A 16029-nucleotide genomic window follows, 5' to 3' on the forward strand; every position below is an offset into this window, starting at 1 on the left:
GAGGTCTACAACCCCGACAGCGCCGACAAGGGCACCGCCGAAATCATCATCGGCAAGCAGCGCAACGGCCCGATCGGCAGCGTGCGGCTGACGTTTCTTGGCAAGTACACGCGCTTTGAGAATTTCACGCCCGATGTGTACACCTCGGGCGATTACGAGTGAGGGACTGGCCGGGCGACGTCAGATTTTGACGCCCAGCAGTGTCAGTACCAGCAGCGTGCCCAGCACGAACGGGATCAGGAACAGCGGCCCGCGGCCGACCATCAGGGTGTAACCATCGAGTGGCCGCCGCCGCTCGCGGGTCAGCTGGAAGGCATGGATGGCGCAGCCGATGGATATGACCCACAGCGGTATGCTGGCCATTTCCATCAGATCGGCCTCCATCTCGAATACGAAGGTATTGAGCACGCGGGAAGGCAGCAGTGTCAGTAGCAATGCGACGATGAAAGACAGCAGCGATATCGTACCCATGCGGCGGATACTGGCCGAGCTTCTCACAGAGCTTCTCAGGGACGGGGAAGTGGTCATGCACGGAATCCATCGGGCAGAGAAAATTGCCAATATCGGCGTCTGGCTATCCCTGCGGGATGTCCAACGAGTCCTTCGCTGAACGAGCTGGCGCCCGGCCCCGAACCGAGGCCGGCCGGTGCAGGATTTCAGTCCCCCATGCAGACGCCGATGCGGCGCAGTGTTACCAGCAGAGGGTCATCCGTCGGTACGACACGCGGCGGGCCAGCGACGGAATCCAGTGGCACGGCACCGACTCCGGCACCGCATTTGGCCACCATCATGCCGAAACGGCCGTTTTCAATGAACTCCACCGCATTGACGCCGAGTTCAGTTGCAAGGATACGGTCGACAGGGCAGGGTGCACCACCCCGCATCGTGTAACCAAGTGTGACCAGCCGCGTATCGATGCCGGTGCGGGCGGGCAGTTCGTCGACCAGCCGCAATGCCGCCGAGTGCATGCGCGGGCGGAAACCCGGCTGCGTGGCCTCGTCCTGGGTGTAGGCCCCCTCGGCAATGACGATCATCGAGTAATGCCGACCACGGTGTCGCCGTTCCTGGGCAACTTCGATGACGCGATCGACCGAATACGGAATTTCCGGGATCAGCACGATATCCGCGCCGCCGGCCAGGCCGCTGGCCGCCGCCAGCCAGCCGGCATCACGCCCCATGACTTCGACCAGCATGATGCGATGGTGGCTTGAGGCCGTCGTGTGCAGACGGTCGATGGCCTCGACGGCGATGGCGGTGGCCGTGGCGAAGCCGAAGCTGGTGTCCGTGCCGCGAATATCGTTGTCGATGGTTTTCGGCAGGGTGACGACGGGCAGTCCTTCAGCCGACAGCAGGGCCGCGAAACGCTGCGTGCCGTCTCCGCCCAGGCACACCAAGGCGTCGAGCTTGCGTTCGTGGAAGTTCTTGATGCACGCGGCGATGGCGTCGGGTCCGCTTTCGGCAGCACCGGATACGCCGCGACCGGTACCGAGCATCGTGCCGCCCAGCGGCAGGATGCTGGCGACTCGATCGAGGGTCAGTTCCTGCGTCCGGTTTTCGGCGAGACCAATGAAGCCGTCTTCAAAACCGGTGAATTCCCAGCCGTAACGGCCGACACCGGCCTGTACCACTGCGCGGATCGCCGCGTTGAGCCCCTGGCAGTCACCACCGGCTGTCAGCAGACCGATATGTCGTTTCGGCATGTACGCGTTCTCCCCTGATGATCACAGAAACTGTCCGAAATCGTCGCTCAAAAGGCCTGTGATAAACTACATGTCCCCGCTTCACAGTACGGTCGAGGATCGGACCGGATGTAGGCGGGCCAAGCCCATCACCGCGTCGAAGGTAAGCCAGCATGTACGTCGGCACCACCGTCAACCAGTTCATCATCGAGGAGCAACGTCGCTACGCCGCCGGCGCGAGAGGCGACTTCTCCTTGCTCATCAGCGATATCGTGATCGCCTGCAAGGCGATTTCGAACGCCGTGCGCCGCGGCGGCCTCGCCGATGTGCTCGGTCACGCCGGCACCGAGAACGTGCAGGGCGAGGCCCAGAAGAAGCTGGATGTGCTCTCCAACGAAGTCTTCCTCCGCTGCAATCAATGGGGTGGCCGCCTGGCGGCGATGGCGTCCGAGGAGATGGTCGACGTCTACCGCCTGCCCGCGCAGTACCCGCGCGGCAAGTACCTGTTGCTGTTCGATCCGCTGGACGGCTCGACCAATGTCGACGTCAACGGCGTGATCGGCACGATCTTCTCGGTGCTGCGTTGCCCCGAGGGCGTCACCGAACCGCACGTCGAAGATTTCATGCAGCCCGGCACCCAGCAGATCGCTGCCGGCATGGCCATCTACGGCCCGCAGACCATTCTTGTGCTGACGATGGGCCACGGTGTCAATGGCTTCACGCTCGATGACACCATCGGCGAATTCGTGCTGACGCATCCGGACATGCACATGCCGGCCGAGGCGGTTGAATTCGCAATCAATTCTGCGAACGCACGCTTCTGGGCGCCGCCGGTCAAGCGTTACATCGACGAATGCCTCGCCGGCAAGGACGGTCCGCGCGGGCGCGATTTCAACATGCGCTGGATGGGTGCGATGGTCGGTGACGTTTACCGTCTGCTGTGCCGCGGCGGCGTGTTCATGTACCCGTGGGATTCGAAGAACGCCGAGCGCGGTGGCAAGCTGCGGTTGATGTACGAAGCCAATCCGATTTCCTTCCTCATCGAACAGGCGGGCGGGGCGGCGACCACCGGCACGCAGCGCATCCTCGACATCAAACCGAGCGGGCTGCATCAGCGGGTGCCGGTGATCCTCGGTTCGAAGAACGAGGTCGAGCGCATCATTGCCTATCATCGCGAGGGCTGATGCCCTGAGCGGGATGACGACGCCGACCGCACCGGTCGGCGTTTTCGATTCGGGGCTCGGCGGCCTGTCCGTGCTGCGCGATCTGCGCCGCGCGTTACCGCACGAGCGCTTCGTCTATGTCGCGGATTCGGGGCATGTTCCCTACGGCGAAAAGTCCGAGGTCTACATCCGTACCCGCTCGACGCTGATCACCGAGTTTCTGCTGACGCAGGGCGCCAAGCTCATCGTCGTTGCCTGCAATACGGCGACGGCGGCAGCGGTGAACCACTTGCGCAGCCGCTTTACGCTGCCGATCGTCGGCATGGAGCCGGCGGTCAAACCGGCCGCTGCGGCCACCCGTTCGGGGGTGGTCGGTGTGCTGGCGACCACCGGCACGCTGAGCAGCGTCAAGTTCGCGGCCTTGCTGGCGCGCTTCGGGCGCGGCGTGCGCGTGCTCACCGAGCCCTGCCCGGACTGGGTGGAGCTGGTGGAGCACGGTGAATTCGACAGTCCGCAGGCGCGAGGCGTGATCGCCCGCCATGTCGAGCCGCTGCTCGCCGCCGGTGCCGACACCCTGATCCTCGGCTGCACCCATTACCCGTTCCTGCGGCCGCTGATCGCCGAGATCGCCGGCCCGGACGTAGCGCTGATCGACACCGGCGCCGCCGTGGCCCGGCAGACGCATCGTCTGCTGTCGGCGCATGGTCTACTGGCAGCGGCGGGTACGCCGCCGGAGTCGGCCTTCTACACCAGCGGCGACTGTGCGCGTCTGCAACCGGTGCTGCGCCGCCTGTGTGGTGACTGCGCGGCGCACATGCATCCCCTGCCGGCGGCGGTGGCGGCATGAAGCTGCGCGCTGACGGCTGGCTGGATGCCGCCCGGCACTGCCTATCGCCGCACCAGGACGCGCGGCCGGCCGGCGGCGCAATCGAGCTGATCGTCGTGCACGGCATCAGTCTGCCGCCTGGTGAGTTCGGCGGACCGTGGATCGATGCCCTGTTCAACGGCACCCTGCCGGCGGCGGCTCACCCGTATTTCGCAGGCATTGCCGGCCTGCGGGTGTCTGCGCATTATCTGATCCGCCGCGATGGCGAACTGGTGCAGTACGTGCCGGTGACTGCGCGGGCCTGGCATGCCGGTGTGTCGAGCTGGCGCGGGCGTGAGCGCTGCAATGATTTTTCGATCGGCATCGAGCTCGAAGGCTGCGACGAAAGCCCGTATACCGATGCCCAGTACCTGCGCCTTGCTGAGCTGATCCGTGCGCTGCGTATCGCTGTACCGACACTGAGTGCCGATGCGCTGGTCGGTCACAGTGATATCGCTCCCGGCCGCAAGACCGATCCGGGGCCGGCATTCGACTGGGTGCGTCTGCGTGCCCTGCTGGAGGCCGCGGCGTGACGCTCTACATCGATGCTGACGCCTGTCCGGTGCCGGTCAAGGAGATCTGTCTGCGTGCCAGTCAGCGTTGTGGTGTCGAGCTGGTTCTGGTCGCCAACCAGGCGTTGCGCAAGCCGCCGGGGCGGCAGGTGCGGGTGGTGACCGTCAGCGCCGATCTGGATGCCGCGGATGACTGGATCGTCGCGCAGGCACAGGTCGGTGACATCGTCGTCACCGCCGATATTCCGCTGGCGGCGCGGCTGGTCGAGCGCGAGGTCGCAGTCATCAATCCGCGCGGCATGTTCTACAGCGCGGCCAATATCGGCGAGGTGCTGTCGCTGCGTAATTTCATGGACGAGCTGCGTTCGAGCGGGCAGGTGCAGACCCACACCGCACCGTTCGGCGCGCGCGAGAAGCAGGCGTTCGCCGCCGCGCTGGATCGTCTGCTGGCGCAGAACGCGCGTCGCTGAGGCGGTTTCAGCCGATACCGCAACGCGCGGGGGTGAGCTGGTCCGGGTAGTCGGTGCACAGGGCATCGACCCCCCAGCTGAACAGTTCCTGTGCCCGTGCCGGCGTGTTGACCGTGTAACAGAACACCGCGTAGCCGGCGGCTTTGATTTCTGCGACCTGCGCGGCGCTGAGCGCTTCGTGCCAGCAGTGCAGTGCCCGCGCATCGAGTGCCTGCAGCTTGTCGTGCCAGTCGGGCGGTACGGCCTCGACCAGCCAGCCACGCGGCAGCTGCACCGCCGCCTGGCGAGCGGCCAGCAAGGTCTCGAACGAGAACGAGGACAGCAGCGGTGGTAGCGGAGCATCGGCCCACAAGGCTGCGCACTGCCCGGCGACGACGCGGCCGGTTTCCGCCTCACGTCCCGGGCACGGTTTGATCTCGATGTTGATGGCATGGCCGAGTGCCCGACAGGCATGGGCGATCGCCCGCAGCGAGGCCGGTGGTTCGCCGGCGTAGGCCGGGCTGTGCCAGCTGCCGGCATCCAGCTGCGCCCAGTCGGTCCAGTCCAGCATCGCGGCCGGACCGTGGCCGTCGGTGGTGCGCTCCAGGCTGTCGTCATGCAGCAGTGCGCATACGCCGTCCCGCGTGAGCTTGACGTCGCACTCAAGTCCGCGCGCGCCGAGGCGTGCGCCTTCACGCAGGGCGGCGAGGGTGTTTTCCGGCGCCAGCCGGCCAGCACCGCGATGCGCGAAAATGCGTGGCCACAGCCAGTTCGTCGTCATCGTGTCTAGTCGATCGTCAGCCCGCACGGTGCGTGTGCGACGGCCGGAGCGGCGAGGGAACGACCGAGCAGGCTTTCGGCTGCGTTGATCCAGTCAGCGATCAGCTCGGCGGCCGGGGCCGTGCGCAGCAGAGATACGCCCTGGCCGGCCCACAGCGAGAGGAATTCAGCGCGGCCGAGTTGTGTGGCCGCCTGACGCAGCGGCGAGGTGAGCTGATGCTGCAGCGGGAAAGCCGGCAGGTCAGCGGCGTCGGCGGCGAGCTCGCGCGTCAGGCGGTTGGCCAGGCCGCGGGCGGGGCGGCCGCTGAATACCCGGGTCAGCACGGTGGCGAGTTCGTTGCCATCACTGAGCAGGGCTTCGCGCCACGCAACCGGTGTGCCGGCTTCCGGACAGGCGAGAAAGGCGGTGCCGAGCTGGACGCCGCTGGCGCCGAGCATCATCGCGGCGGCGATGCCGCGTCCGTCCATCAAGCCGCCGGCGGCGATCACCGGCACTTTCAGATGCGTGGTCAGCAGCGGTACCAGCGCCATCGTGCCGACGGCGACGCGTTCGCCATCGCCGATGAAGCCGCCGCGGTGGCCGCCGGCTTCAGCGCCCTGGGCGACGATGGCGTCGACTCCGCTGCTTTCCAGCACCAGCGCTTCGAGCAGATGGGTTGCCGTGCCGAGGATGGTGACGCCGGCTTCACGCAGTTCGAACATCTGCTCAGCGTTCGGCAGACCGAAGGCAAAGCTGACGATGTCGATGCCCTCGCTGAGCACCACTTCCAGCTGTTCGCCCAGTTCCACTGGCGGCGACAGATCGTGCGGGACTTCGATGTCGAGTTCGCGGCAATAGGGGGCGAGCAGCATGCGCGCCCATTCCAGCTTGTCGGCGTCCACGGGGGCCGGCGTGTGTGCGAACAGGTTGACGGCGAACGGGCGATCGGTCAGCGCGCGCACCTCGGCGATCGCCATGCGCAGCGCCTCGGGGCTGAGATAGCCGGCGGCCAGCGAGCCCAGTCCGCCGGCGTCGGCTACTGCCGCAATCAGCGCCGGGGTCCCAGGGCCGCCGGCCATCGGTGCCTGGATCAGCGGATAGGTCGTGCGCAGCAGCTGGTTCAGGACGGGGGAGGCGGACATCTCGATCATTCCTCGCAGACGGATTTGACGCCGATGATAGCGGATGAGCCTTTCAGGGCTGGGGTATGGCGGGCAGAGCGAACAGCCGGCAGGCGTTGGCGTGCGTCGCGGTGGCGATTTCAGCGGGGTCGCCGCCGCGCAGGCGCGCGAGTTCGGCGAGCACCTCCGGCAGGTACGCCGGCTCGTTGCGCTGGCCGGCATGGGCGGGGCCGGGCTGGTCCGGCGCGTCGGTTTCCAGCAGCAGCCCGTCGAGCGGCAGCTCGCGCGCCAGCCGGTGCAGTCGCTCGGCGCGCGGATACGCGAGCGGTCCGCCGAGACTGACCAGAAAGCCGAGCTGGCGCAGGCGTCTGGCCTGATCGAGCGAACCGGCGTAGCTGTGCACCACGCCGCGCAGGCTGCCGATGCGACGGATGCACTTCAGCACCTGGTCGACGGCGCGCCGTGCATGCACGATCACCGGCAGCTCGTAGTCACGGGCCAGGCGCAGCTGAGCCAGGAAAAACTGCTCCTGCAGGGCTGGATCGAGCGATTCGATGTACAGGTCCAACCCGCATTCGCCGACGGCGACCGGACGTTCGCGCTCGATCCATTGCTTCAGCGCTGCAAGGTGCTCCGGCCGGTGTTCAGCGAGATAGCACGGATGCAGGCCGTAGGCGGCATGCAGGCCGGCGTAGCGGGCGACGACGGCTTTCAGGTTCGGCCAGCCGGCGTAGCTGACCGCCGGCACCACCTGCTGCCCGACGCCGGCTGCACGCGCCCGTGCATAGGCCGCCGGGCGATCGGCATCGAATTCACCGGCGTCGAAGTGGCTGTGGGTGTCGATCAGCATGGCGATGGCGGCCCGGCGCTGCCGCCGGGCCATCGGCTCAGGGCTGAAACTCGCCCTTGGCCTGCAGATCGGCGTGGTAGGAGGAGCGCACCATCGGTGCCGAGGCCACTTGGCTGAAGCCCATCGCCAGGCCATCGACACGCAGCTGCTCGAACTCCTGCGGCGTGACGTAGCGCGCGACCGGCAGGTGGTGGGCGCTGGGCTGCAGGTACTGGCCGAGCGTGAGCATGTTGACGCCGTGCGCGCGCAGGTCGTGCATCACCGTGCGGACTTCGTCGAGTTCTTCGCCGAGCCCGAGCATCAAGCCGGATTTGGTCGGCACGTGCGGGTGACGGGCCTTGAACGCGGCGAGCAGTTCGAGCGAGAACTGGTAGTCGGCACCGGGGCGTGCCTGGCGGTACAGGCGCGGCACGGTTTCGAGGTTGTGGTTGAACACGTCCGGCGGTGCCTGTTCGAGCAGCTCCAGCGCGATGTCCATGCGGCCGCGAAAATCGGGCACCAGGATCTCGATCTTCAGCTGTGGCGACAGCGCCCGCGCCTGGCGGATGCACTCGACGAAGTGGCCGGCGCCGCCATCGCGCAGGTCATCGCGATCGACCGAGGTGATGACCACGTACTTGAGGCCCATCGCCGCGATGGTGTGCGCCATGTTCAGCGGTTCGTCGGCGTCGAGCGGATTGGGCCGGCCATGGCCGACATCGCAGAACGGGCAGCGGCGGGTGCAGATATCCCCCATGATCATGAAGGTCGCCGTGCCGTGGCCGAAGCATTCGCCGAGGTTCGGGCAGGAGGCTTCCTCACAGACGGTGTGCAGACGATTCTCGCGCAGGATGCCCTTCAGCCGCTGGACCTCCGGCGTGCCGGGGAAGCGGGCGCGGATCCATTCCGGCTTTTTCAGGCGGGTGGCGCTGGTGGTCGGTTCGATCTTGACCGGAATGCGCGCGACCTTGTCGGCGCCACGCAGTTTTTCACCGGCAACAGGGCGTTTGGGAGCGACGGGCGGCTGCTCGGCCATCTCATGATTCCTCGATCAGGGCTGCGGGGAGGCTCGACGTCACCGAGGTGGCAGTATAGCCGAGCTGTTGCGCCATATTATGCAATAAATCGCTTGTTATTTTCTGCATGTCGAAATCAAGGCCGAGCGTGCGCATCTGTGTCATCTCCAGTCCAGGATAGCCACAGGGGTTGATGCGCAGGAACGGCGCCAGATCCATATCGACGTTGACTGCCAGGCCGTGGTAGCAGCGCCCTTTGCGTACGCGCAGCCCGAGCGACGCAATTTTGCGGCCGTCGACATAGACGCCGGGTGCATCGGGCTTGGCATAGGCACTGACGCCGCGCTCGGCTAGCAGCTGCACGACGGTGTTCTCCAGGGCGCTCACCAGCTCGCGCACGCCGATGCCGGCGCGGGTGATGTCGAGCAGCGGGTAGAGCACCGCCTGCCCCGGACCGTGATAGGTCACCTGGCCGCCGCGGTCGACGTTCACCACCGGGATGTCGCCGGTGGCCAGCAGATGCTCGGGCTTGCCGTTGAGTCCCTGCGTGAACACCGGCGGATGCTGCACGACCCAGACTTCGTCGGCAGTGTGTTCGTCACGCTCGGCGGTGAAGCGTTTCATGGCAGCGAACACGCGCGCATAGGGTTGCAGGCCGAGCTGACGGACCTGCCAGCAGCGCGGCTTCACAGCGCCATCACCACGCGTTCGTGGGCGCTCAGGCTGCTGTAGATGGCGTCGAGCTGGGGTCTGGATTGCGCGTGCACGACGACGGTGACGGCACGGTAGCGGCCGTTGCGCGAGTCCTGCACGCGCACCCCGCGGGTGTCCAGACCAGGGGCATGCTGGCCGATCAGCTCGATGACCAGCTCGACGAAATCGTCGCCACTGCCGAAGGCCTTGATCGGGAAGTCACAGGGAAAAACGAGTGGGGACGCAGAGCTGTTCATGGATGCTTCGCCAAACGCTGCGGGCTGCACGATGCACCCGCCAAGCCTTGTGAAATAGGGGCGAGGCGGGTGCCCTGCAAGAGGCTGTCAGCCGAACAGCTTGTGGAACAGCATCAGGATGTGGTCGATCAGGCGGGAGAAGAAACCGCCTTCGGGCACGTCCTGCAATGCGACCAGTGGCACTTCGCGCACGGTTTCACTGTCGAGCGTGACCACCACCTTGCCGAGTGCCGTACCACTGGCGACCGGCGCTTCGATGTTCGGATTGACCTCGATGGTGGCTTTCAGCGCGTCGCCGCGCCCTTTGGGGACGTTGACGGCCAGCGGCTCGGCCAGTCCCAGCGGCAGCTTGTCGGTTTCACCGAACCAGACGCGGGCATCGGTCAGGGCTTCCCCGGCACCGTACAGGCGGCGGGTCTCGTAGAAGCTGAAACCGTAGTTGAGCAGGGCCTGGCTCGACGCATAGCGGTCGCGTTCGAGTTTGGCACCGAGCACCACGGCGATCATGCGCCCGTCGTCACGCTTGGCCGAGGACACCAGGCAGAAGCCGGCCGAACTGGTGTGCCCGGTCTTGACGCCGTCGACCGTCGGGTCCTGCCACAGCAGGCGGTTGCGGTTGTGCTGCGTGATGTTGTTGTGGGTGTACTCGCGCACCGAGTAATGCACGTACTGGTTGGGAAAGTCGTGGATCAGGGCGCGGGTGAGGATCGCGATGTCGTGCGCCGTAGTGTAGTGCTCGGGGTCCGGCAGGCCGGTCGCGTTGACGAAGTGCGAGTGTGTCATGCCGAGTTTCTGCGCCCACTGGTTCATCAGCTCGGCGAAGGTTTGCTCGGAGCCGGCAACATGTTCGGCGAGCGCCACGGTGGCATCGTTGCCCGACTGGATCACCATGCCCATCAGCAGTTCGTCGACGCTCAGGTGCGAGCCGACGTCGGCAAACATCCGCGAGCCTTCGGTGCGCCAGGCCTTTTCACTGACGTAGACGTCGTCGCTGCCCTTGAGCTTGCCCTCGCGCATGGCCTCATAGATCACGTAGGCCGACATCAGCTTGGTGATACTGGCCGGCTCCATGCGCTCATCGCCGAGCTTGTCGGCGAGAATCTTGCCGCTGTGGTAGTCCATCAGCGCATAAGCGCGGACCGGCAGATCGGGAGGCGAGGGGATCTGGGTTCCGGTGCTGGGGGCCGCGGGAGCGGCGAGACTGGCGCTGCCGACGAGCAGGCTCGTCAGCAGCAGGAGGCGAGAGGCGAATTGGCTAAGCATGGGCAGGTGACGATCCCGTGGTTCGGTGGAGGCCGCCCGCATGCCATCATGGCGGCGGACGACCGACAGGTCTTCAGTCAACGACCAGTCGTGGGCGGCCGAGTCCGAGTTGCGTGGCGCGTGAGCTGGCGCGCTGCGCATCGGCCGCAGTGATGAAGGGTCCCAGGCGCACGCGGTAAAGGCCGTCACGGCGCGTGTCGTCGAGTGACACCGGAGCGTCGAAGCTGCCGCGTACCTGCGCACGCAGCTGTTCGGCGTTGCGCCGGTCGCCAAAGGCGCCGAGCTGTACGAACAGCCCGTTGGCGTTGCCGACCGGGCCGGTCGCCGCTGAGGGGGCCGGGCGGGTGTCGGCGACGGGCCGCGGTTGAACGCCGGCCGGAACCTGCACCAGGGCATCGGCACTGACCGGCAGCACCGTTGGCACGATGGCCGCCGGCGGTTCGCTGCTGCTGGCGACGACCGGCACCGGCGTGCGTGGTGCCGGCAGCGGTGTGGCGTCGGCCGCGTTGTCGACTGCGATCGGTGGCAATGGCTGGGCCGGCGCCTCGTCGGCGTTGGGTACCCAGGCGGTGGTGCTCCGCGGGGCTGCTGCGGTGTTGGCCGCGAGCTGCGGTCGCCAGGCGCTCGAAGCCCTCGGCACGGTCGCTGCGACGGCCGCCGGTGCCACCGCGCTCGGCATAGCCGGAGCCGGCTGCTTGTCGCGGTTGGCGACCACCGCGTCTTCCCAGCCCGAAGGCTTCGGCCGGCGGGCGGAGTCGGCGAGCACCTGGAAGGGTGCCAGCGCCTCGACTTCGACCTGCGCGGTGCCGGGGCCGGTGACGCCGAGCTCCTTTGCCGCGGCGTAGGACAGGTCGATGATGCGATCGCCGACGAAGGGGCCGCGGTCGTTGACACGGATCTTCAGTGTCTTGCCGTTGCTGAGATTGGTGACCTTGACCCAGGCCGGAATCGGCAGTGTCTTGTGCGCGGCGGAAATCTCGTGCATGTCGAATGGCGCGCCGCTGGAGGTTTTTTTGCCGTGAAAGGCGTCGCCGTACCACGAGGCGATGCCGCGCTCGCGGTAGCCGGCGCTGGTGCCGAGCACGTAATAACGTTTGCCGAACACCACATACGATTCAGGGTTGCCGCTGCGACTCGGCGGTTCGCCTTCACCGCGCAGCTCGGGTGTGCTTGAACAGGCCGCCAGCCAGATGGCCGAGGCCAGTGCCGTCAGCGTGTGGACACGCAAGCGTCGCTTACGCATGTCTCCCCCCTGGCCGGTCAGCGCCGGCTGCGGATTTCCTGCGACAGCTGCGTGACCGCCATCGCGTAGAGTGCGCTCAGGTTGTAGCGCGTAATCGCATAGAAATTATCGAAGCACAGATAGGGTTCGTCGCCGCTGTCACCGTCGAGTACCACCAGCAGTGCCGAACGCTCGGCAGCGACGGACTGCAGCGGCTGCACGCCGCGTGCGCCCCAGTTGGCGACCGACAGGCGGGTGAGCGATTTCGGCTGGCGGAAGTTACTCGACACGACATCCTTCCAGGCACTGCCCTGGGCCGTCGCCGGCACGGCGATCAGCGGATCACCAGCGCGCCAGCCGCTGCGCGCCAGGTAGTTGGCGACGCTGCCAATGGCGTCGTCCGGGTCGCTCCACAGATTGCGGTGGCCGTCGCCGTCGAAATCGATCGCCAGGCGGCGGTAGCTCGACGGCATGAACTGCGCGAGCCCCATCGCGCCGGCGTAGGAGCCGCGCGGCTGCAGGTAGTCGATGCCTTCGTCACGGGCCAGCAGCAGGAAATTTTCGAGCTCGGAGCGGAAGAACGCGGCGCGGCGCGGGTAATCGAACGCCAGCGTCGACAGGGATTCGATGACCGGGTATTTGCCGGTGTTGCCGCCGTAGAGGGTTTCGACGCCGATGATCGCGGTGACGACTTCCGCCGGCACGCCGTACTGGCGTTCGGCGCGGGCCAGCGCGGCGGCATTCGCGCGCATGAACGCCACGCCGCCGGCGATGCGCTTCTCGGTCAGGAAGATGCGCCGGTAGGCACCCCAGCTCTTCGATTCGGCCGGGCGGTTCATCGCCTCGATGATTTCCGGGCGGTCATAGGCGCGGGCGAAGGCACGGTGCAGCTCATCCGACGAAAAGCCGTGCTTGGCGACCATTTCGCGAATGAAGGCTTCAACATCCGCGCGACCCGCGAGCGGACGCCCGCTGCTGGTCTCTACGGCCGGTGCGCTCGGTGTGCGCGCGGCAGGCTCGACGGCGGGTGAAGGGCTGGCACAGGCACCGACGAGCAGCGCGGCACTCAGGCAGGTCAGACGTTTCATCAGATTGCGGGCCCTGGCGCTGGCTTACTCGCAGCGACGGCGATGGAAAGAAACGCTCATGAGGATACCGAAGCCGGCCATGATCGTCACCAGCGATGTCCCGCCGTAACTGACCAGGGGCAGCGGCACGCCGACCACCGGCAGGATGCCGCTGACCATGCCGGTGTTGACGAAGGCGTAGAAGAAGAACACCAGCGCCAGCGTGCCGCCGGTCAGCCGGCCGAAGGTATCTTCGGCACGGCTCGCCAGCCACAGCGCACGGGCGATGATGAAGAAGTACAGCGTCAGCAGCACGCAGACGCCGATCAGGCCGAATTCCTCGGCGAAGGTGCCGAGGATGAAGTCGGTGTGCGATTCCGGCAGGAAGTCGAGGTGTGACTGCGTGCCGTTGAGCCAGCCCTTGCCGTAGATGCCGCCGGAGCCGATCGCGATCTTCGACTGGATGATGTGGTAGCCGGCGCCGAGCGGGTCGGCTTCGGGATCGAACAGCGTGCGTACGCGCTGACGCTGGTACTCCCGCATGCCGTATTCCCAGAACAGCGGCGCAATCGCCCCGACCATGCCGAGCAGCGTAAAGATGATCTTCCAGGACATGCCGCCGAGGAACAGTGCGAAGAGGCCGGCCGAGAGGACGACCAGACCGGTTCCCAGGTCGGGTTGCTTGGCGATCAGCGCAAACGGCACGCCGGCCACCAGCGCGCCGACCAGCAGGTGCGGGATGCGCGGCGGCAGCGTCTTGTCGGCGAAGAACCAGGCAAGCATCAACGGTACGGCGATCTTCATGATCTCCGATGGCTGGAAGCGCACCACGCCGAGGTCCAGCCAGCGCTGGGCACCCATCGAAACCTCGCCGACGAGCAATACGGCAACCAGCAGCAGATTGCCGATTGCATACAGCCAGGGCGTCCACGCCTGCAGCAGGCGCGGCGGGATCTGGGCCAGCACGATGAGGACGCCGAAGCCCATCGCCAGACGCATTGCCTGGCGGCTGACGGCATCGAAATCCTTCTGCGAGGCGCTGTAGAGGATGACCAGTCCGAGCGCCGCCACCGCGAGCAGGCCGAGCAGCAGCGGTGCATCGAGGTGCACGCGTTCGAGCAGGCCGGGGCGGGGGGCGTCGCTGTCCTGGATCGGCGAGTCGGCAAAGGCGTACGGACTCATGCGCTTACTCCGCGGGGCGCTGGGAAGGAAACCGACGGGTGGGTCGTCACGGCGCCGGAGTCGAGGCGGCGGCGCTGGCTGGCGGGGTCGGCTTGTTGAGGCTGAGGTAGGCGTCCATCACCTTCTTTGCCAGCGGCGCGGCCACCGAGCCGCCATGACCGCCGTTCTCGGCGATGACACCGATTGCGATGCGCGGGCTGTCGGCCGGTGCGAAGCCTACGAACAGCGCATGGTCGAGCAGTTCCTGACGCAGACGGCGGGCGTCGTATTTTTCGTTCTGACCGACGGTGAACACCTGCGCTGATCCGGTCTTGCCGGCAATGCGGTAGGCGGAAAACTTGCCGACCGCCCGGTAGGCGGTGCCGCGCTCGGTATGCACGACGTGGGTCATGAAGGCGATGACCTGTTCGACGTGCTTGCGATCCTCGATCTGTACAGGCGGCAGGGCCTCGGGGGCGAGCGGCGTACGGATCTGTGTCGAGGGGTCTTCGATTTCGTGGACCACGCGCGGTTGGAAGCGCTTGCCGCCCATCGCCAGCGTGGCCGTGGCATGGGCGAGCTGCAGCGGGGTCGCCAGCATGTAGCCCTGGCCGATGCCGACGGTGATGGTGTCGCCCGGGAACCAGGCCTGGTTGTACGTGCGCCGCTTCCACTCAGGGGACGGCATCAGGCCGCTTTTTTCGCCGCGCAGGTCGATGCCGGTCGGCTTGCCGAAGCCGAACTGGGTCATGAACGCGTGCAGGCGCTCGATGCCGAGATTGACGGCCAGATCGTAGAAATACACGTCGCAGGACTCGGTGATCGCTTTGTCGAGATCGGTACGGCCGTGGCCGCCGCGCCGCCAGTCGCGGAATTTGTGTTCCTGGCCGGGCAGTTGGTAGTAGCCGCCGCAGAATATCGTCGTGTAGCGATCGATGACGCCGTATTCCAGACCGCCGAGGCCGATGAACGGTTTGACCGTCGAGCCCGGTGGATACATGCCACGCAGGGCGCGGTTGAACAGCGGCCGGTCGGGCGAGGTGTTCAGTGCCTTGAAGCTCTTGGCGTCGATGCCGTTGACGAAGGGGTTGGGGTCGTAGCTCGGCTCGCTGACCATTGCCAGCACTTCGCCGGTGCGCGGATCGATCGCCACCAGCGCGCCGTTGTAGCCGGCTTCGGCCAGCGCCTGTTCGGCGACGGTCTGCAGACGCATGTCGATCGACAGATAGACGTTGCGCCCGGCGGTCGGCGGCGTGCTCTGCAAGACGCGGATCACCCGGCCCTGAGCGTTGGTCTCGACCTGCTGGTAGCCGACGTGGCCGCGCAGCACGTCCTCGTAGGACTTCTCGACACCGATCTTGCCGATGTGGCTGGCGCCGGCGTACTCGGCCGGATCGATGCGCGCAAGCTCCTGCTCGTCGATACGCCCGACATAGCCGACGACGTGTGCCATGTGCTCGCCGAGCGGGTAGGTGCGGGTCAGGTCGTTGCGGATTTCAACGCCGGGCAGGCGGAACTGATTGATGGCGACGCGCGCCATTTCCTCCTCGCTGAGGTTGAAGCGCAGCGGCACGCCGTTGTAGCGCGGGCTGCGGCGCAACAGGCGCTTGAAGCGGTGGATCTCGTTGTCGGACAGATCGATCAGTCGGCGCAGCTCTTCGAGCAGGGCGTCCATCGCCGCGCTGTTGCCGACCTGTTCCGGGGTGATTTCGAGGTGGAACGAGGCCAGGTTGCCGGCCAGCAGCACACCGTTGCGGTCGAAGATCTGGCCGCGTGTCGGTGGCAGCGGCACCAGGCGGATGCGGTTCTGATCCGACAGTGTCGAGAAATGCTCGTGGTTCATCACCTGCAGCCAGGCCATGCGTGTGGCAATGACACCGAGCAGCACGAACACCATCAGCGCCGCGGTCAGCGCGCGGCGGTTGAACAGGTGACGGGCGACGAGGTTATCGCGTTGCGGCCTGGCCATGAC

General features: G+C 66.6%; 18 protein-coding genes. 5 read left to right on the plus strand and 13 right to left on the minus strand.

What is annotated here, in order from left to right; translation table 11 throughout:
• Positions 1 to 162 (plus strand): DnaB-like helicase C-terminal domain-containing protein (locus C7443_RS19125; protein WP_281279432.1); only part of this gene is annotated, 162 nt, incomplete at its 5' end.
• An 18-nt stretch (positions 163 to 180) separates the two neighbouring features.
• Here C7443_RS19125 and C7443_RS19130 read toward each other — a convergent pair.
• Positions 181 to 471 (minus strand): hypothetical protein, encoded by a 291-nt coding sequence (locus C7443_RS19130; protein WP_110020569.1) that lies wholly within the window; start codon positions 469 to 471, stop codon positions 181 to 183.
• Between the two features lie 185 nt (positions 472 to 656).
• Positions 657 to 1700: a 6-phosphofructokinase gene (locus C7443_RS19135; RefSeq protein ID WP_110020571.1), complete on the minus strand. Its 1044-nt coding sequence runs from the start codon at positions 1698 to 1700 to the stop codon at positions 657 to 659.
• A gap of 152 nt (positions 1701 to 1852) precedes the next feature.
• Between C7443_RS19135 and C7443_RS19140 the strand changes: the two genes are divergently transcribed.
• The 4 genes from C7443_RS19140 to C7443_RS19155 are packed head-to-tail and all read left to right on the plus strand — an operon-like array spanning position 1853 to position 4689.
• The gene (locus tag C7443_RS19140; RefSeq protein WP_110020572.1) at positions 1853 to 2863 is read left to right on the plus strand and encodes a class 1 fructose-bisphosphatase; all 1011 of its coding nucleotides are present in this window, start codon (positions 1853 to 1855) and stop codon (positions 2861 to 2863) included.
• Positions 2864 to 2876: 13 nt separating this feature from the next.
• Entirely contained in the window at positions 2877 to 3689 is an 813-nt protein-coding gene (gene murI, locus C7443_RS19145; protein ID WP_110020574.1) for a glutamate racemase, read from the plus strand.
• Positions 3686 to 4240 carry a 1,6-anhydro-N-acetylmuramyl-L-alanine amidase AmpD gene (ampD, locus tag C7443_RS19150; protein WP_110020576.1) on the plus strand — a complete coding sequence of 185 codons (555 nt, stop codon included), beginning with the start codon at positions 3686 to 3688 and terminating at the stop codon, positions 4238 to 4240. The genes murI and ampD overlap by 4 nt, the downstream gene beginning before the upstream one ends.
• A complete protein-coding gene (locus C7443_RS19155) occupies positions 4237 to 4689 on the plus strand; it encodes a YaiI/YqxD family protein (RefSeq protein WP_110020577.1) in 453 nt (150 codons plus the stop codon). Before ampD ends, C7443_RS19155 begins: the two co-directional genes overlap by 4 nt.
• A gap of 7 nt (positions 4690 to 4696) precedes the next feature.
• On the opposite strand, the gene ugpQ is transcribed toward C7443_RS19155, so the two are convergent.
• The 11 genes from ugpQ to mrdA form a co-directional block, all read right to left on the minus strand.
• The gene (gene ugpQ / locus C7443_RS19160) at positions 4697 to 5449 is read right to left on the minus strand and encodes a glycerophosphodiester phosphodiesterase (RefSeq protein WP_110020579.1); all 753 of its coding nucleotides are present in this window, start codon (positions 5447 to 5449) and stop codon (positions 4697 to 4699) included.
• A 5-nt stretch (positions 5450 to 5454) separates the two neighbouring features.
• Positions 5455 to 6570, minus strand: coding sequence for an NAD(P)H-dependent flavin oxidoreductase (locus tag C7443_RS19165; protein WP_110020580.1), 1116 nt, complete (start codon positions 6568 to 6570; stop codon positions 5455 to 5457).
• A 52-nt stretch (positions 6571 to 6622) separates the two neighbouring features.
• Entirely contained in the window at positions 6623 to 7405 is a 783-nt protein-coding gene (locus tag C7443_RS19170) for a TatD family hydrolase (RefSeq protein ID WP_110020623.1), read from the minus strand.
• 31 nt (positions 7406 to 7436) lie between these two features.
• Positions 7437 to 8414, minus strand: a complete 978-nt coding sequence (gene lipA / locus C7443_RS19175; protein WP_110020582.1) for a lipoyl synthase — start codon at positions 8412 to 8414, stop codon at positions 7437 to 7439.
• 1 nt (position 8415) lies between these two features.
• Positions 8416 to 9084, minus strand: coding sequence for a lipoyl(octanoyl) transferase LipB (lipB, locus tag C7443_RS19180; protein WP_110020583.1), 669 nt, complete (start codon positions 9082 to 9084; stop codon positions 8416 to 8418).
• On the minus strand, positions 9081 to 9344 hold the full coding sequence (locus C7443_RS19185) for a YbeD family protein (protein ID WP_110020585.1): 264 nt from the start codon (positions 9342 to 9344) through the stop codon (positions 9081 to 9083). The genes lipB and C7443_RS19185 overlap by 4 nt, the downstream gene beginning before the upstream one ends.
• An 87-nt stretch (positions 9345 to 9431) precedes the next feature.
• Positions 9432 to 10607, minus strand: coding sequence for a D-alanyl-D-alanine carboxypeptidase family protein (locus C7443_RS19190; protein ID WP_110020587.1), 1176 nt, complete (start codon positions 10605 to 10607; stop codon positions 9432 to 9434).
• Between the two features lie 73 nt (positions 10608 to 10680).
• On the minus strand, positions 10681 to 11850 hold the full coding sequence (locus tag C7443_RS19195; RefSeq protein WP_110020589.1) for a septal ring lytic transglycosylase RlpA family protein: 1170 nt from the start codon (positions 11848 to 11850) through the stop codon (positions 10681 to 10683).
• Between the two features lie 17 nt (positions 11851 to 11867).
• A complete protein-coding gene (mltB, locus tag C7443_RS19200) occupies positions 11868 to 12917 on the minus strand; it encodes a lytic murein transglycosylase B (protein WP_110020591.1) in 1050 nt (349 codons plus the stop codon).
• A 24-nt stretch (positions 12918 to 12941) separates the two neighbouring features.
• Positions 12942 to 14078, minus strand: a complete 1137-nt coding sequence (gene rodA / locus C7443_RS19205; RefSeq protein WP_110020593.1) for a rod shape-determining protein RodA — start codon at positions 14076 to 14078, stop codon at positions 12942 to 12944.
• Between the two features lie 46 nt (positions 14079 to 14124).
• Positions 14125 to 16026, minus strand: coding sequence for a penicillin-binding protein 2 (gene mrdA / locus C7443_RS19210; protein ID WP_110020595.1), 1902 nt, complete (start codon positions 16024 to 16026; stop codon positions 14125 to 14127).
• Positions 16027 to 16029 lie beyond the last annotated feature (3 nt).

It is taken from the genome of Plasticicumulans acidivorans (assembly GCF_003182095.1).
GTDB classification, from domain to species: Bacteria; Pseudomonadota; Gammaproteobacteria; order Competibacterales; family Competibacteraceae; genus Plasticicumulans; species Plasticicumulans acidivorans.

What these genes read in the sequence shown, in the direction of transcription:
- C7443_RS19190 (WP_110020587.1), bottom strand. Translation starts at nt 10,607, where the DNA reads ATGCTTAGCCAATTCGCCTCTCGCCTCCTGCTGCTGACGAGCCTGCTC.
- mrdA (WP_110020595.1), bottom strand. Translation starts at nt 16,026, where the DNA reads ATGGCCAGGCCGCAACGCGATAACCTCGTCGCCCGTCACCTGTTCAAC.
- mltB (WP_110020591.1), bottom strand. Translation starts at nt 12,917, where the DNA reads ATGAAACGTCTGACCTGCCTGAGTGCCGCGCTGCTCGTCGGTGCCTGT.
- C7443_RS19140 (WP_110020572.1), top strand. Translation starts at nt 1,853, where the DNA reads ATGTACGTCGGCACCACCGTCAACCAGTTCATCATCGAGGAGCAACGT.
- C7443_RS19135 (WP_110020571.1), bottom strand. Translation starts at nt 1,700, where the DNA reads ATGCCGAAACGACATATCGGTCTGCTGACAGCCGGTGGTGACTGCCAG.
- C7443_RS19130 (WP_110020569.1), bottom strand. Translation starts at nt 471, where the DNA reads ATGGGTACGATATCGCTGCTGTCTTTCATCGTCGCATTGCTACTGACA.
- C7443_RS19165 (WP_110020580.1), bottom strand. Translation starts at nt 6,570, where the DNA reads ATGTCCGCCTCCCCCGTCCTGAACCAGCTGCTGCGCACGACCTATCCG.
- lipA (WP_110020582.1), bottom strand. Translation starts at nt 8,414, where the DNA reads ATGGCCGAGCAGCCGCCCGTCGCTCCCAAACGCCCTGTTGCCGGTGAA.
- rodA (WP_110020593.1), bottom strand. Translation starts at nt 14,078, where the DNA reads ATGAGTCCGTACGCCTTTGCCGACTCGCCGATCCAGGACAGCGACGCC.
- murI (WP_110020574.1), top strand. Translation starts at nt 2,877, where the DNA reads ATGACGACGCCGACCGCACCGGTCGGCGTTTTCGATTCGGGGCTCGGC.
- C7443_RS19195 (WP_110020589.1), bottom strand. Translation starts at nt 11,850, where the DNA reads ATGCGTAAGCGACGCTTGCGTGTCCACACGCTGACGGCACTGGCCTCG.
- C7443_RS19185 (WP_110020585.1), bottom strand. Translation starts at nt 9,344, where the DNA reads ATGAACAGCTCTGCGTCCCCACTCGTTTTTCCCTGTGACTTCCCGATC.
- ugpQ (WP_110020579.1), bottom strand. Translation starts at nt 5,449, where the DNA reads ATGACGACGAACTGGCTGTGGCCACGCATTTTCGCGCATCGCGGTGCT.
- ampD (WP_110020576.1), top strand. Translation starts at nt 3,686, where the DNA reads ATGAAGCTGCGCGCTGACGGCTGGCTGGATGCCGCCCGGCACTGCCTA.